12 protein-coding genes are annotated in these 14348 nt (G+C 39.5%); 1 reads left to right on the top strand and 11 read right to left on the bottom strand.

The features are described from left to right. The 11 genes from AC3WTI_RS14545 to AC3WTI_RS14495 form a co-directional block, all read right to left on the bottom strand. Positions 1-1104: a DgaE family pyridoxal phosphate-dependent ammonia lyase gene (locus AC3WTI_RS14545; RefSeq protein ID WP_097841548.1), complete on the bottom strand. Its 1104-nt coding sequence runs from the start codon at positions 1102-1104 to the stop codon at positions 1-3. Beyond that, a complete protein-coding gene (locus tag AC3WTI_RS14540; RefSeq protein WP_097841547.1) occupies positions 1082-2182 on the bottom strand; it encodes an amidohydrolase/deacetylase family metallohydrolase in 1101 nt (366 codons plus the stop codon). The genes AC3WTI_RS14545 and AC3WTI_RS14540 overlap by 23 nt, the downstream gene beginning before the upstream one ends. Positions 2183-2406: 224 nt before the next feature. After that, the gene (locus AC3WTI_RS14535) at positions 2407-3267 is read right to left on the bottom strand and encodes a M15 family metallopeptidase (RefSeq protein ID WP_087958392.1); all 861 of its coding nucleotides are present in this window, start codon (positions 3265-3267) and stop codon (positions 2407-2409) included. A gap of 82 nt (positions 3268-3349) precedes the next feature. Further along, positions 3350-4456, bottom strand: a complete 1107-nt coding sequence (locus AC3WTI_RS14530; protein WP_097841546.1) for a HAMP domain-containing sensor histidine kinase — start codon at positions 4454-4456, stop codon at positions 3350-3352. Further along, positions 4449-5147, bottom strand: a complete 699-nt coding sequence (locus tag AC3WTI_RS14525) for a response regulator transcription factor (protein ID WP_087958390.1) — start codon at positions 5145-5147, stop codon at positions 4449-4451. The genes AC3WTI_RS14530 and AC3WTI_RS14525 overlap by 8 nt, the downstream gene beginning before the upstream one ends. 234 nt (positions 5148-5381) lie before the next feature. Continuing rightward, positions 5382-6488 carry an o-succinylbenzoate synthase gene (menC, locus tag AC3WTI_RS14520; RefSeq protein ID WP_097841545.1) on the bottom strand — a complete coding sequence of 369 codons (1107 nt, stop codon included), beginning with the start codon at positions 6486-6488 and terminating at the stop codon, positions 5382-5384. Then, the gene (locus AC3WTI_RS14515; RefSeq protein WP_179861176.1) at positions 6489-7934 is read right to left on the bottom strand and encodes an o-succinylbenzoate--CoA ligase; all 1446 of its coding nucleotides are present in this window, start codon (positions 7932-7934) and stop codon (positions 6489-6491) included. It lies immediately after the preceding gene. A 324-nt stretch (positions 7935-8258) separates the two neighbouring features. Continuing rightward, the gene (gene menB / locus AC3WTI_RS14510; protein ID WP_000963885.1) at positions 8259-9077 is read right to left on the bottom strand and encodes a 1,4-dihydroxy-2-naphthoyl-CoA synthase; all 819 of its coding nucleotides are present in this window, start codon (positions 9075-9077) and stop codon (positions 8259-8261) included. A 68-nt stretch (positions 9078-9145) separates the two neighbouring features. Beyond that, the gene (gene menH, locus AC3WTI_RS14505; RefSeq protein WP_087958387.1) at positions 9146-9958 is read right to left on the bottom strand and encodes a 2-succinyl-6-hydroxy-2,4-cyclohexadiene-1-carboxylate synthase; all 813 of its coding nucleotides are present in this window, start codon (positions 9956-9958) and stop codon (positions 9146-9148) included. Continuing rightward, positions 9955-11709 (bottom strand): 2-succinyl-5-enolpyruvyl-6-hydroxy-3-cyclohexene-1-carboxylic-acid synthase, encoded by a 1755-nt coding sequence (gene menD / locus AC3WTI_RS14500; RefSeq protein WP_097841543.1) that lies wholly within the window; start codon positions 11707-11709, stop codon positions 9955-9957. Before menD ends, menH begins: the two co-directional genes overlap by 4 nt. Next, positions 11706-13100 carry an isochorismate synthase gene (locus AC3WTI_RS14495; RefSeq protein ID WP_087958385.1) on the bottom strand — a complete coding sequence of 465 codons (1395 nt, stop codon included), beginning with the start codon at positions 13098-13100 and terminating at the stop codon, positions 11706-11708. Before AC3WTI_RS14495 ends, menD begins: the two co-directional genes overlap by 4 nt. 194 nt (positions 13101-13294) lie before the next feature. On the opposite strand from AC3WTI_RS14495, the gene AC3WTI_RS14490 reads away from it, so the two are divergent. Then, positions 13295-14248: a 1,4-dihydroxy-2-naphthoate polyprenyltransferase gene (locus AC3WTI_RS14490; protein WP_000425740.1), complete on the top strand. Its 954-nt coding sequence runs from the start codon at positions 13295-13297 to the stop codon at positions 14246-14248. Positions 14249-14348: the final 100 nt, after the last annotated feature.

Raw genomic sequence — 14348 nt, 5'->3', positions numbered from 1 at the left:
TTAGTTTCCCCCTACAATTTCTCTCATTTTTTCTTCAATTACATGTATGTCATCACCTTGAAGTGGACGTGGATCAATATCAAAGAATCCTTGTCTTACGCCGTAATCACGTGTGTAAATTGCAATTTCCCCTTCGCGTAATGCTGTTACGACGTCTTTTGCTGATTTATTTAACTCATTCTCGTTAATGTGAATACGTGCTCTAAAGATTGCTCTTCCTGCTTCGTCTTGCACGATTGTTACATTTACACCATTTAATTCTTTCAGCGGCATAAGTACTTGTAACAACTCCTTTTCTTGCTCACTTTTATCTTCTTTTACGCCGTACTCATCAAGCGCTTGAAGTAAGCCAAAAGTTGTTTCTTTCCCAACTTTCATACTTCTTCCGATGCAATGTAATTGCACTTTCAGCCACTCAATATATTTTCGTTTCCCGCCGACGATACCAGAAGTTGGTCCTTCAATTGCCTTTGAACCGCTATAAATGGCAAGGTCTGCATACTTTACGTACTTTTGAATATCTTCTTCAGCTGCCGCATCGACAATAAGTGGGATGTTATTTCGCTGCGCAACTTCCCATGCTTCTTCAACAGAAATCATATTTTTTTGCACGGCATGATGGGATTTCACATACAGAATCGCTGATGTATTTTCACCAATCGCATCTTCAATATGCTCCGCTTTCCCTTCATTTGCATAACCAACTTCTACAAGTTTACCGCCACCTAAATAAATCATCGTTTCAACAGGAGCACCGTATTGAACGTTATGACCTTTTAACATAATCACTTCGTTTTTCGCGATTACTTCTTGATGAAGTCTTTCACTTTTACGGCGATTTCCTTCTGTAACGATACCAGCGATAGAAAGTGCAATTCCGCTCGATGCTGAATTCACAACGACCGCTGCCTCTGAATCTAGAATTCTCGCAATATGGTCTCCTGCTTTATCTACTAAATCAGCAATTTCTACATAATTTTGTCCACCATGTTTCATCGCATCCATCACTGTATCTGTCGGAGCGGATACACCTAAAATACTCATTCTACCGCTCGCATTAATTACTCTTTTTAATCCGTACTTAGCATTCAATGAATGACCCATTGATTACAACCCCTTTCGTATCAATTCTTCTTTCAGCAATGCGCTGATCCCCTTCTGAATCAATTAACGTAACCTTCTCATCTTTCACCGTAAATAAAGTTAAGTTTGCAATATCGCCTTCTTGAATACGGCCAAGCTCTGGTTTTTTCAGCCACTCTGCCGCATTTGTTGTCACCGCATTAATTACTTCTTCTAGCGGATAACCTAAGTAAAGGAATTTCGAAAGAACGTGAGCCATACTATACACGGGACCGTGTATACGATTCTTTCGGTAAATATCTGTACTAATTGTATTAAAAGCAATACCGTGACGCTTCGCCGCTTCTGCTACTTTAAAAGAAAAACTAGCATTACCGTGACCAACATCTAAATGAACGCCGCGATTTACTGCATCTAGTAATACAGGTAGCGGTTTGCCTTCTTCATCAAATAAATTATTTTCTTTCCCGTTTAAGTAATGTGTAATCACATCATCTTTTTCTAAAAGAGGTACAACTTCCTCTATGCGAGGAGGCGCTGAACCGATATGTACCATAATCGGTAATGATGTTTCACGAGATAAAGAGCGTGCAACATGAAGCGGTTCAATTCCACTATCACAAACGACGCTTTTACTCATTCTCGCCTTTAACCCAACGATTACATCTTTATACTTTTCTACTGCTTCTATTACTTTCTCTTTATCTATCCATTCCATGTTGGATAATTCATCAATTCGTTTCAAACCGATGCGTGAAATATTTAAAAAGGCAAATAAATTCGTTTTCGCCTGCTCTCTACTTTTTACTAAATCTGCAATACGATCAGCTCCGCAGCTACCCGCATCAACAATTGTCGTTACCCCTTGCTTAACGCCAATTTCATCTACCTCATCACCATACGGATCAAACTCTGGAAAAGCGTGAACGTGTAAATCAATCCAGCCACTCGATACGTAAGTACCAGAGTAATCAAGAACCTTTCCACCCTCACCAGCACCAGCTTTCGTCACCTGTGCGATTTTATTATTTTCAATTACAATGTCAATCTCTTCCCCGTTCACACGTTTCACATTACGTAGTACGAATCGTTCTGTCATTGTACTTCCACCCTTTTCTATAAGAAGCCATAAGAATACGCTTACATTAAAGTTTCATTTTATATCTCTTTCACACGTTTAGCGTAACACAAAAAAAGGGAGAAGTAAATATAACGTTATAATGTTTAAAAGTAAAATAAAAAATACTCCTCAAAATAATGATAGTTCAGGAAATTATATTAACGATTCGAAAAGGCTGCTCCAAAAGGGAACAACCTCTTTATCTATTCCTGAACAGTCACAATAACCCCGTCCATATTATTCCCCGAAATTTCATACTGCTTATTCGCTGGAACATTCACTTTCCTGTTCCCGGACACTTTATAATAAGAAACCGTATATTTCTTACCTTCCACATCCGTTGTGATTTCTTTTTTCTCTTTTAAGAAGTCTAAGTATTCCTCTAGAGTAATTTTCTTTTTTTGCATAATCGCACTATGAGGTAAGCCGACATAACGTATATGCCACGGCTCATATTGAATACCTGTAATATCACTTTTATTTTTCGGATAACGTAAAACAAATCCATGCTTCCATGCGTTTTCTTCAATCCACTTTCCTTCAGGCGCTTTCTCCATTTTCTTTTGCGTAGATCCAACGTCCAGTGATAACCCTAAATTATGTTCACTGTATCCTGCCGGAAGTGCATAATCAGATCCCATTTCTTTATATAATTTACTTTGCTCTTGAAAATCTCGATACCCGCTATTCATTAAAAAATGCTGCACTCCGTCTTTTCCAGCCGCATCGACAACGTTCAAAAACTTTTTTACAACATCCTTTGATAAACGAAGATTTCTATCAAATATGACGTAACCTCTTACTAATTCACTATTTTGATTTACATTTATAATATCAGACCTAATACTGTCTTTTTTAACTGGGTAATCTTTATTAACTAATAACAAATCCCCTTTATAAATTTCTTCTTTTGTCATTTCTATCTGTTCCGTATTCGCAGCTCTTACCGCATTATCTTTGTCTGCAACTTTAACATCGATCTCCTTTTGAAATAATGGTGATATATAAAAGCCTACGCAGATTGTGCATGCTATAAAAAGAGAAATAAATACCCACTTTTTCATCTCTAGTTCCTCCTTCACGTAACTTACGTATAGAATAGAAAAAACTATTAAAATAAAAAGTGGGGTAAAGTTTAAATTTTTATTAAATTGCTTTGCTCTCTTCTTTTGGCAACCTTACTTCAAATATCGTTCTAATCACATTACTTTCAGCAGAAATCGTCCCGTCATGCTGCTCAACGATATTTTTCGCAATAAATAGCCCAAGGCCTGTACCACCTTGTTGCTCTGATCTTGCCTTATCACCTGTATAAAACATATCAAAAAGATACGGTAAATCTTCTTCCGGAATGCTATCTCCGTAATTAATAATTTGTACGACTACCTCTTCACCTTCAATATATCCGTTCACATCAACAAACTTTCCATCATACCCGTAGCGAATCGCATTCGTTAAAAGATTTTCAAATACCCTCGCTAACAATTTCCCGTCACCGTTAATAGGTAAATGCGGTGCGATATGTAATCTCGCTTCTAAACCCTTCTTTTCTAATAATGGATATAATTCTTCATCTAACTGAATAAGTAATTCACCTATATCAATTGATCTTTTTTCCAGCTTCAGCATCCCATAATTCATTCTTGTGATTTCAAATAATTCATCAATTAAACTTTCTAGCCTTTCAGATTTCGTAAAAGCAATTGTGGAAAAGTGTTTAATTTGTTCTTTCGTCAAATTCTCATCTTTAAGAATTAAGTCTAAGTAACCTAAAACAGACGTTAATGGCGTTCTCAAATCGTGAGCTAAGTTAACAATGAGCTGGTCTTTACTACTTTCTGCAAAGTCTCCTCGTTCCACTGCTTCCTTTAATTTTTCACTGGCTACATTAATTTCGCGTGCAATATACCCAAACTCATCATTTGATGAAACGCGAACTTCATTTGTAAATTCTCCGTTTGCCAAATGGTGAATCCCGCTTGAAATCTCATCAAAATATTTTACATAAGGCCTAGTAAGAAAGAAGAAAAACATAATAGATAGAGGAATGAAAATAATTAAAAAGAAATTAACATCCCCAATTTGTCTTACCATTGATCTGACTTGGGCTAATGGATCCTCAAAACGAACGACTAATTTATAATAAATTCGTAACCCTTCATAAATGATATACGTTACGCCACCAGCAAATATCATACTTAACGCAAATAGCATAACCATCTTCGAGCGAAAGCTTCTCATCTTTTTAGCCATTGAAAGTATAACCTACTCCCCACACTGTTTTGATTAACTTATTCTTTCTTTTATCTTCCCCAAGCTTTTTCCGCAACGTACGAATATGTACCATAACTGTATTTCCGCCTTCAAAATAATCATCTGCCCATACTTGCTGAAAAATATTTTCCACATTGTACACTTTCTTCGGGTGACTCGCTAATAAATATAAAATATCAAACTCTTTCGGTGTTAATTCAACTTGTTCACCGTACACATTTACTGTTCTTCGCTCAGGATCAATAACGACTCCGCCTACCGCTAAAGCAGATTTATTCTCCGCTACTTTCGGCTGATTTAACGTAAGAAATCGGCGTAATTGTGCATTCACACGTGCGACTAATTCAATCGGTGTAAAAGGTTTTGTCATATAATCATCTGCACCTAATACAAGACCTGTCACCTTATCAAAATCAGACGTTTTCGCACTTAGAAAAATAATTGGCATATGGTGCTTCGCGCGAATTTGGCGCGTCACTTCATAACCATCCATTTTCGGCATCATAATATCTAAAACCACTAAGTCGATTGGCTGCGTTTCAATAATATGAATTGCCTCTTCTCCATCAGCTGCCTTCACGACGTGGTACCCTTCTTTTTCTAAATGTATCTCAATTAAATCAGCAATTTCTGCCTCATCATCCGCTATTAAAATGGAAATGCGCTTCATATTACTCCCCCTTTATACGCTCGATTGTAAACTAGTCTATCCAATTTGTACAATAAGAAAAGGTTACTCGTGGGAGTAACCTTAGTAAATGAAATTATATCGACGATTTTTCAAATATATCGAACACAACTTGAAATATATCAACGATTTTTTTAATATATCGACGTTTCGACAAGGAATATCGACTTACCGACAATTAACGACGAAATTCGCCCGCTATTTGAAAGACTCAACCTACCGCTCCAAAACAATCCGCTGCTTCGTGATCTCCGCCAGCCTTCCGCGGTCAACTTTATACTCAGTATCAACACTTTGCGGCACTATCACTTTCCCGCCCTCAAGCGTCACTTCCGGCGAAATAATATCCCTCTCCCAGTGCCTACTAGAGGCAGATATATCACCTGGAATTGTAAAGTTCGGCAATGAAGCAAGCGCAACATTTTGCGCTCGTGAAATCCCCATCTCTACCATACCGCCGCACCAAACGGGTGTGTTGTGCTCCATACAATAATTATGAATTTGAATCGATTCTGTTAATCCGCCCACTCGCCCTGGTTTAATATTAACGATGCGGCAGCTGCCAAGTGTAATCGCAACGCGCGCGTCTTCTAAACTATGGATGCTTTCGTCTAAACAAATTGGCGTTTCTATTTTCTTTTGCAACTGTGCATGATCAAGAAAGTCGTAGTCCGCTAGTGGTTGTTCAATCATCATCAATTGAAATTCATCTAATCGTTTCAACTTCTCCGTATCCGCTAATGTATAGGCTGAATTTGCATCAGCCATTAACGGGATGTGCGGGAACTCTTTACGAATCTCTTTCAATAATTCATAATCATGCTCTGGCTTTATTTTCACTTTAAAACGCTCGTATCCTTCTTCTGCATACTTCTCGATTTGTTTTAACATAACCGGTATTGTATTGATACCAATCACAACACCAACTTCAATTTCATCCCTGGTTCCGCCAAGTAACGTCGCTAACGACTTCTTTTGTCGCTTCGCATATAAATCCCAAACAGCTCCTTCAATTCCGGCCTTTGCCATCCGGTTTCTCTTTATATGCTGGAACAAACCAGGTACTTCATTCGGGTGGGAAATTTCAGCTTTCAATAAATCAGGTAATAAAAAATCCTGAAGTACATGCAGCGCTGTCTTCACTGTTTCTTCCGTATACCACGGTTCAGAGAAGGCAACGACTTCACCAAATCCAATATGTCCATCCGTATCTTCTAATTCAATAACGATGCTCTCACGCATCTCGTAAGTTCCGTAGCTTGCAGCAAACGGGATTACGAGTGGCATTTCTGTTATATGAAGTGCCGCTTTTTTTATTTCCACCTACATCTCCTCCACTAATTGTCTTAACTCTCGTCTTAACAATTTTTTCGAAGCATTTCGTGGTAATTCCTCTAAGAAACATGCTTTTTTCGGCACTTTGTATTTCGCTAATTTCCCCTCGCAAAAATGAAGAATTTCCTCTTCTGTTACCTCTCCATTTTTTACAACAAAAGCAGCCGGTACTTGTCCCCATTTATCGTCAGTCATCCCGACGACACCTGCTTCCGCTACCATCGGATGAGAAAGCAACACTTCTTCAATTTGAGCCGGATATATATTTTCCCCGCCAGAAATAATTAAATCACTGCGGCGATCTAATACGTATAAAAATCCTTCTTCATCTAAATAACCGAGGTCGCCAGTATGAAGCCATCCGTTTTGAATAGTTTCGCGCGTCGCATCTTCACGGTTAAAGTAACCGCCTGTTACATTTGGTCCTTTTACTACGATTTCGCCTTCCGCAAATGGCGGTACTACGACGCCATCTTTTTCGATACGAAGTTGGCACTGAAATAGTGGTTTCCCGGCTGATCCTACTTTCGTTAACATGTAATCTGCTGATAACGTGCAAATTTGCGACGACGTTTCTGTCATACCGTACGTTTGATACACAGGAATTCCTTTTTCTACACATGTTTCAAGTAACGGTTTCGGTGCTGGTCCTCCGCCAAGTAACATGCATCGTAAAGAAGATGGATATGTCTCTTTTCCAAGTCTTTCTAATAGATCTGTTAACATTTTAGAAACAACAGAAATAATCGTTACGCCTCTCGTTTGAAGCGCTTTATGAATAAAGTCAGCATCATATTTCGGAACGAGTAAAATGCGCATGCCATACATAATATTTTTCATTAGAAGAGATAACCCACCAACGTGGAACATCGGCATACAAGCTAACCAACAATCATCATCACGAAGCCCTAAATTAAGCGAAGAGCCAACCGCACTTGCCCAGTGATTGCCGTACGTTAAAATAACGCCTTTCGGTTTTCCTGTCGTCCCAGACGTATAAATAATGGTCATCGCTTCTTCTAAAGAGAACTCTTCTTGTATAGATGCTTCCGTCTTCGGTCCATTCATCATTTCGGCGAATGAATATACAGGAACATCTTTAGCCTCAAATTCTTGATCCGTCACTAAACAAATAACTTCAGCATCATCCATTTGCCAAAGTAGCTCTTCTCTTGAAAGACGCGTATTTAAAAGTACAGCTACTGCCCCTACGTAAGATAGGGCGTGAATAACTGTAATCATCTCCATACCATTTTTCATCAGAACAGCCACCTTTTGCCCATGCTTCACTCCTGCATGCGTGAGGTGTTCACAAACAGATACTACTTTTTCATGCAGCTGCATAAAAGTAACTTTATCTTCCTCTATTTCAATTGCAGTGCGATCTGGTGTTAAAAATGCACGTTGCTTTAACCAATTTGGCATCGTCTCCATCATACATTCTCCTTTCATGAAAGAAAGAGACTTGATATGACATCAAGTCTCTTAGTTGTTTTGTTTCCGGTTTGATCTCATCTAGCTATAGCGGCTAGAACAGTCGGTCGTTTCACGCCTTCCTACGAGGCAAAAAGCGCCTCTATGTCAGGAGTTCCAACGCCCTCTTGTTCTAAGCAAGCCGCTTCCGCTTTTGGTTTCATCTAGCTGCGCCTCCTAGCCCCTTCCGTCTAAGAACCTTCCGCACGAGAAAGTAAAAAACACTTTCTGTGCGAAAGAACCTTAGCCAGCGGGACTAAGCAGTCGGCTCCGCTTTTGGTTTGATCACGGGAAACGAGGGAATTGACCGAAGTCCGGACTGCGTTTTTCTTTGAACGCGTCGCGACCTTCTTTTGCTTCGTCAGTTGTGTAGTACAATAACGTTGCATCTCCAGCTAGTTGTTGAATACCAGCTAGACCGTCTGTGTCTGCGTTGAATGCAGCTTTTAGGAAACGAAGTGCCATTGGGCTGTTTGCTAAGATTTCTTGTGCCCATTGTACTGTTTCTGCTTCAAGTTCTTCTAATGGTACTACTGTGTTTACTAAGCCCATATCAAGCGCTTCTTGTGCACTATATTGACGGCATAGGTACCAAATTTCGCGAGCTTTCTTATGACCTACCATACGAGCTAGGTAACCAGCTCCGTATCCACCGTCAAAGCTTCCTACTTTAGGACCTGTTTGTCCGAATACAGCGTTGTCTGCAGCGATTGTTAAGTCACATACGATATGAAGTACGTGTCCACCACCGATTGCATAACCTGCTACCATCGCGATAACTGGTTTAGGAATTGCGCGAATTAGACGTTGTAAGTCTAGTACATTTAAACGAGGGATTTGGTCGTCACCTACATATCCACCATGACCGCGAACTTTTTGGTCGCCGCCAGAACAGAATGCACGTCCACCTTCACCTGTTAAAATGATAACGCCAACATTTGCATCATCACGAGCTTGTGCAAATGCATCGATTAACTCCATTACCGTTTTAGGACGGAATGCGTTATGTACTTCAGGGCGGTTAATCGAAATCTTTGCGATACCATTGTATGTTGAATAAATAATATCTTCGTAATTGCCTTCTTTTACCCATTCAATAGCCATTACAACTACCTCCTTGTATATTTCTGATCTCCTCTATAAGTGTAGCTTCCTTCTTAGATGAAAAAGCATCACTGCATAGTTTTTAGAAATCCCTTTACTATTGTATCAAACTTTTCCGGTTGTTCCACATGAATTGCATGGCCAGCACCATCAATTTTGACAAAATTCGCGTCAGAGACGCATTTTTCGATGTTTTTTAATATGCGAAAGAACTTTTCATCATGCTCCCCGTTCATTAAAAGAACAGGCATTTTTAAGTTTTGCAGCTCGTCCCACCATGAAGGCTGAGCCCCTGTTCCCATGCCGCGTAAGCTATTTGCAAGTCCTTTTGTATTGTTAGCAAGTCGTTCTCGTCGCACTGCTTCTTGTACGTTTTGTGCTAAACTTTTTTGCGTTTCAAACAGCGGAATATTTTCCCACATCGATACAAAACTATTGATGCCTTCACGCTCAATTTTATGAGCAAGTCGCTCATCTTTTTCACGACGCTCTTCTCTCTCATCTTCGCTTTTGAGCCCTGCTGTACAATTTTCTAATAAAAGAGAGTGTACATACTCTGGATATAAACAAGCCATCGTAATCCCCAGTCTACCGCCCATTGAATAGCCAAGTATGTGCGCTTTTTCAATATGAAGGTAATCTAGTAGTTCTTTCATTTGCAATGCTACATTTCGAATATCATAATGATTCACATCTTCAGGACTTTCCGTTTTTCCGTGCCCAACAATGTCTACTAAAATGACTTGAAATTGCTCGCTCCAAGAAGGAATGAAGGAACGCCACGTTTCCATGCTTCCCGTAAAACCATGAAGAAGTAGAAGTGGTTCCCCGCTTCCGACTACTTCATATTCATACGATACGCCTTGCAGTGTTACGTTCATTTTGATTCACCTTGCAACGATGTAGTAATTACTTCCTGCGTTTTTGCCCATAATTTACGGTGCAATGTTAAGTTTTCATCACGGTTCGTACAAATTTCTACAACGTGTAAACCTTCCGTCCTTGTTCCTTTTTGTACCTCTTCTCGGAATTGCTCCCAACCATTTACACGGCTAAATGAACCACCATACATTTTGACAACATGCTCATAATCAAGCCCAATTGGCGTTCCAAATAACGATTCGAAGTGTTCCTTTTTCTCATACTGTGGTAAGAATGAGAAAATACCGCCACCATCATTATTTACGACAACAATCGTTATATTTAATTCGTGTAATTTTGCTGCTAATAATCCGTTTAAATCGTGATAGAATGATAAATCACCTATCACTAATACGAGCGAATCGCAAATCATGCTCGCTCCTAAAGCTGTCGAAATGATTCCATCAATTCCATTTACACCACGGTTTGCCATCACTTGAATATTTTTATCCGATGTGAAGAAGAATGAATCTGTATCACGAATTGGCATACTATTACTCGTAAATAATGTTGCCCCTTCTGGTAATACGCGGACAATATCGGTAATAACTTTCCCTTCAAATGCAGTATCATATGTTTCCATTTCACGAAGCGTTTCCTTCGTTTTTTCGTTTATATGTTGCCACATTCGGGACCAATCATTCTTTTTCATAACTGGCATTTTTTCTATCAATGCACTGCAAAATGCAATATCACTTGCCTGTACAACTTCTGTCGCAACGAGAGCTGGATCTCTCCATTGTCCAGATTCGTCAACAACGATATGAACGGCTTTCGTCTGTTTTTTGATGAACTGCGTTAATGCTTTCGAAACAGGCATACCACCAAAGCGAATCATAACTTCTGGCTTCCACGTTTCCTTTAACAACTCATTTCGTAAAAATGTATCGTAACAATCAATCACCATCGTTTTATCGTGGTGTCCGCTACGAATGTTAGAAAGTGGATCCGCTAATATTGGATATCCTGTTTTTTCAGCTAGTTGCGTTGCAAACGTTGCGATTTCTGAATGACTATCATCTCCACAAATAATAAGCCCCTTTTCCATATGCGAAAGGCGCCCTACAAGAGAATCTACATATTCACTCGGCATTGTCACGTTCCCTTGCTGAACTACTCCTGTATATTCTCCGCGTCCTTTATCCCATAAACTTTCTAATGAGAAATCCGGGATAAGCGGTTCGCGAACTGGAAAATTAAGATGCACAGGTCCTTGCGGCGCTAAAAGTGCGCTTGCTATCGTGCGCTGCGTCGTCATGCGAGCGTAATGATACATCGCTTCACTCGCTTCCGGAAGTGCCATCTCTGTAAATTGCTTCACAAATGTACCGTATAAATTAATTTGATTCATCGCTTGTGGTGCACCGACGTCTCTTAATTCATGCGGTCTATCTGCCGTTAAGACGATAAGCGGCACGCGTGAATGAAAAGCTTCACATACAGCTGGATAATAGTTTGCTGCTGCCGTTCCTGACGTACATAATAATGCAACCGGACGTTTTTTCGCCTTTGCAATACCGAGTGCAAAAAATCCTGCAGATCTTTCATCTACATGTAAATATGTGTTCATTCCTTCATGTTGTTCCATTAGTAGAGCAATCGGCGTTGACCGTGAGCCTGGACTAATGACAACATCACATACATTTAGACGCGTCAGTTCATCCACGAACGCGCCTAAATAATATGATAATGCTTCTATATGATTGTTCATTTCATTAATTCCTCCAAAGCACCAAGCATCGGTCTAAACTTCAAACTTGTTTCTTCATATTCAAGTTGCGGTACTGAATCAATTACAATCCCGCAACCGGCAAATAAGGATGCTTTCTCGCCATTTAATAATCCGCAGCGAAGTGCAACCGCAAATTCACCATTTCCTTCATCATCTATCCAGCCAATCGGTGCACCATATAATCCTCTGTCTAACAATTCAACATCACGAATCAGTTTCATCGCTTCCAAACGAGGTGTCCCGCCAAGCGCTGGTGTTGGATGTAATTCTTCTACCATTGTTAAAAGACTCGCATTGCCTTTTGCCTCTACAGGCGTATATAAATGAATTAAGTTTTTCGTTGTTAACAATCCCGGACTTTCCGGAATATTAACAGATTCGCAGTGCTCATTTAATACAGACCTGATCATGTTCACAACATAACCGTGTTCAGCTAAATTCTTTTCATCATGAAGAAGCGCATTACTATTCCGCTTACTTTCTTCTATAGATTGACCATGACCAGTTGAACCCGCAAGACACATCGAAGTAAACTTCTCATCTTCTTTGCGAATTAATCTCTCTGGCGTCGCTCCTAAGAAGCATGCTCCTTTATAATCAAAAGAAAATACGTAACAATCCGGTTGCCCAATGCGAAGTGCTTCTAAAACGAGAGCAGAATCAATATGATGATTCATCTCTACTTTTAGCTCCCTCGCTAATACAACCTTCTGCACGTTCCCCTGCCTCATTTCATCTTGCACTTTCTCAATGGCCTTCATCCAGCCTTTCGGATCCACTTCTACTTTTGAAGTAACTGTTAATTTCGATCCTTCTAATGCACATTTACTCTCCCCAAAAATTTTCTCTTCTAAAGAAACAATTTCGTTATAAAGAGTTTCTGCACAATCTGTTGCTGAAACGAATGTATTCATTGTTAACCATGCTTTTTCATTTTTTACAGTTAATAAAAATGCTGGTAGTGAAAATGTCGTATCATCAAATTCTTTCCATAAGTCTGTTTTCTCTTTTTCTTGGTCAAATGAAAATCCACCAAATAAAAGAGGACCTGTTCCAAACTCGTATTTTTCTCTTTGTACAAATGCTTTCTCTTTTACTTTATCCCACTCGTCACGAGTAGTTTGAAAGCGTTTGTGAGAAGCAGTTGCTATAGTGAAAACAGAACCAATTCCAGCAAATATTACACGCTGAGCTGGGTCTGCAAAATAACATCTATTTTCGAATGCAATCCTTTTACCTGCTGCATAAAACAGAAGCGGATCCATCCAGTCTATTTGTTTTACAAAACTAACCAATATTTTTTCATCAGTTGCACGCTTAATGGCCGCACTAAGAACTTCTTGCAAGCCTATTTGTTTCGTTTGAATCACAATTGTCTCCCCCCTATGGGCGAAAAATAGTCATAATTACGCTTGATTTTAAGATACACCTCAAACGAAAGGCCTGTCAACGTTTAGCATTTCTGAGAAATTCACCTTCTCTTCCTAGAAAATAAACGTTGACACTAAATGATGCTTTTTCTACACTTAGTTGTGTACAATATGTGACCAAAGGAGGATTCAACATGGAAATGAACGTCGAAACGAATTCCTCTCCTACGGCGCCAAAGCCAAGTAAGCAAACAGGCTGGCGCATTTGGTGGAGTTTACTACGTCCCCATACATTAACAGCAGCTTTCGTTCCTGTTTTCATTGGAACAGCCTATGCAATGCAGGTGGGAGGTATAAATCAAATACATCTCCCTCTTTTCCTTATAATGCTTCTTGCTTGTCTTCTCATTCAGGCAGCAACAAACATGTTTAATGAATACTTTGATTATAAAAGAGGACTTGATCACGAAGGTTCAGTTGGTATCGGCGGCGCTATCGTTCGCGATGGCATTCAGCCAAAAACAGTGCTTAACTTAGCATTTGGATTTTTCGGCATCGCAATACTATTAGGTGTTTATATTTGTATGAATTCTAGCTGGTGGCTTGCTGCAATCGGTCTTGTTTGTATGGCCGTTGCTTACCTATATACAGGTGGCCCACTTCCAATTGCATATACACCATTTGGAGAGTTAACAGCCGGATTATTTATGGGTGTCATTATTATTGGAATTTCATTCTTTATTCAAACTGGAACTGTAACATCAGAAGTCATTTTACTATCTATTCCAAGCTCCATTTTAATTGGTGCCATTTTACTAGCAAATAACATTCGTGACTTGGATGGCGATAAAGAAAACGGTCGTAAAACGTTAGCAATTCTCGTTGGACGCGAGCGAGCGGTTGGTGTACTTGCTTCTATGTTCATCGTTTCCTACATTTGGACCATTGCTTTAATTATCGTGGGCATCGTATCACCATGGATGCTTATCGTATTTTTAAGTGCACCGAAAGCATTTAAAGCGACGAAAGGATTTATCGGCAAAAGTATTCCAATGGAAATGGTACCTGCAATGATTGCAACAGCAAAAACAAATACAATCTTCGGTCTCTTAATGGGAATCGGATTATTACTTGGATATTTCCTTTAAAAGGAGCTGCTAACGCGGCTCCTTTTTCATATACCAATTTCAGCTCATAATTCCTACTCGCAACGCTCATACTATGTAAAGAAACTGAATTGTAGGAAGG

The organism is Bacillus sp. EB106-02-03-XG38 (assembly GCF_058792175.1).
This window is presented reverse-complemented; position numbering and strand designations above follow the sequence as displayed.

What these genes read in the sequence shown, in the direction of transcription:
- AC3WTI_RS14545 (WP_097841548.1), bottom strand. Translation starts at nt 1,104, where the DNA reads ATGGGTCATTCATTGAATGCTAAGTACGGATTAAAAAGAGTAATTAAT.
- AC3WTI_RS14540 (WP_097841547.1), bottom strand. Translation starts at nt 2,182, where the DNA reads ATGACAGAACGATTCGTACTACGTAATGTGAAACGTGTGAACGGGGAA.
- AC3WTI_RS14535 (WP_087958392.1), bottom strand. Translation starts at nt 3,267, where the DNA reads ATGAAAAAGTGGGTATTTATTTCTCTTTTTATAGCATGCACAATCTGC.
- AC3WTI_RS14530 (WP_097841546.1), bottom strand. Translation starts at nt 4,456, where the DNA reads ATGGCTAAAAAGATGAGAAGCTTTCGCTCGAAGATGGTTATGCTATTT.
- AC3WTI_RS14525 (WP_087958390.1), bottom strand. Translation starts at nt 5,147, where the DNA reads ATGAAGCGCATTTCCATTTTAATAGCGGATGATGAGGCAGAAATTGCT.
- AC3WTI_RS14515 (WP_179861176.1), bottom strand. Translation starts at nt 7,934, where the DNA reads ATGGAGACGATGCCAAATTGGTTAAAGCAACGTGCATTTTTAACACCA.
- menB (WP_000963885.1), bottom strand. Translation starts at nt 9,077, where the DNA reads ATGGCTATTGAATGGGTAAAAGAAGGCAATTACGAAGATATTATTTAT.
- menH (WP_087958387.1), bottom strand. Translation starts at nt 9,958, where the DNA reads ATGAACGTAACACTGCAAGGCGTATCGTATGAATATGAAGTAGTCGGA.
- menD (WP_097841543.1), bottom strand. Translation starts at nt 11,709, where the DNA reads ATGAACAATCATATAGAAGCATTATCATATTATTTAGGCGCGTTCGTG.
- AC3WTI_RS14490 (WP_000425740.1), top strand. Translation starts at nt 13,295, where the DNA reads ATGGAAATGAACGTCGAAACGAATTCCTCTCCTACGGCGCCAAAGCCA.